This is a genomic window from Bowmanella yangjiangensis (genome assembly GCF_017255015.1).
GTDB classification, from domain to species: domain Bacteria; phylum Pseudomonadota; class Gammaproteobacteria; order Enterobacterales; family Alteromonadaceae; genus Bowmanella; species Bowmanella yangjiangensis.
Genome location: NZ_JAFKCS010000325.1, coordinates 1 through 901, shown reverse-complemented (window position 1 = coordinate 901; position 901 = coordinate 1). Strand labels below are relative to the sequence as shown.

General features: G+C 51.4%; 2 protein-coding genes. Both read left to right on the top strand.

Going from position 1 to position 901, the window contains the following annotated elements; translation table 11 throughout:
* Window positions 1-33 precede the first annotated feature (33 nt).
* Window positions 34-318 carry a hypothetical protein gene (locus J0A65_RS24325; protein ID WP_206596834.1) on the top strand — a complete coding sequence of 95 codons (285 nt, stop codon included), beginning with the start codon at window positions 34-36 and terminating at the stop codon, window positions 316-318.
* 119 nt (window positions 319-437) lie between these two features.
* The gene (locus J0A65_RS24320) at window positions 438-890 is read left to right on the top strand and encodes a hypothetical protein (protein ID WP_206596833.1); all 453 of its coding nucleotides are present in this window, start codon (window positions 438-440) and stop codon (window positions 888-890) included.
* Window positions 891-901: the final 11 nt, after the last annotated feature.

Genomic DNA, 901 nt, shown 5'->3' with positions numbered 1-901 from the left:
AGCAATGTCGCCTAATTAATAGCTAGGCTCTTTATGAGTACGTACACGGTCATCTGGGAATATCGCGGTGGGACATACATAAAGCAGGTGACTGCCCAGACTGCAGAACTGGCACTAGCGGCATGGCCACAGAATTTAACTTCCGGCGAAATTCCTGGTATCGGCACAAAGCGTTTGGCCAGTCTTACTAAAAAAATAGCTGAGGGTGTAGATGACTTTTATGCCCCAGTCATGCTTACAGGGCTAACCAATGCGTGGTGTGCTGGCATGCTATATGGCGGCATGCTGAACATAATAAAAACAGACACTTCACCATGAAAATAACTAAAATGTTGGTGCGCCGCCTAACAATGCGCTCAACTTCGCTCACCTCGTTCGCTGGACAGTCAAACGCTACGCGTTTGCCTGCCCGTTAGCTTAATCGTTGGGGGCTATCCTTGCTCATCGCAGCTCCGTTCATCGATGCTTTAAAAGGAAAACCTGTCGCGCACGTTTGGCGTGGGCACAGCTCGGCAATTTTTTTGGAGTTTGGCTCCTTAACCGACAAAAAGAGGCTCGACGGTACGCTCGGACAACCAGGTGGCGAACTCACCCTCATGATTGAATGGAGTTGGAGAGTTGAACGGCCTCGGTCAATCCTCGGCGGTTCGTGGAGTGCCGAGCGTCGCTGGCCATCCATGTTCAAGCACCTCATCGGTTGCCAGGTCACGCAAATCGATTTTCTGGGCACATTACCCGAAATCTCCCTATGTCTTTCCAATGGCCTACGTGTCGTTTCGTTCATGACGGCTGAGGGCCAACCTTCTTGGGCTCTCATCGCACGGCAGCCTAATCTCGGCAATCTTTGCGTTAAGCGAGGCAAGTTCTATGTTGAACCGCCCAGCCCCTAACATGGCGCTCA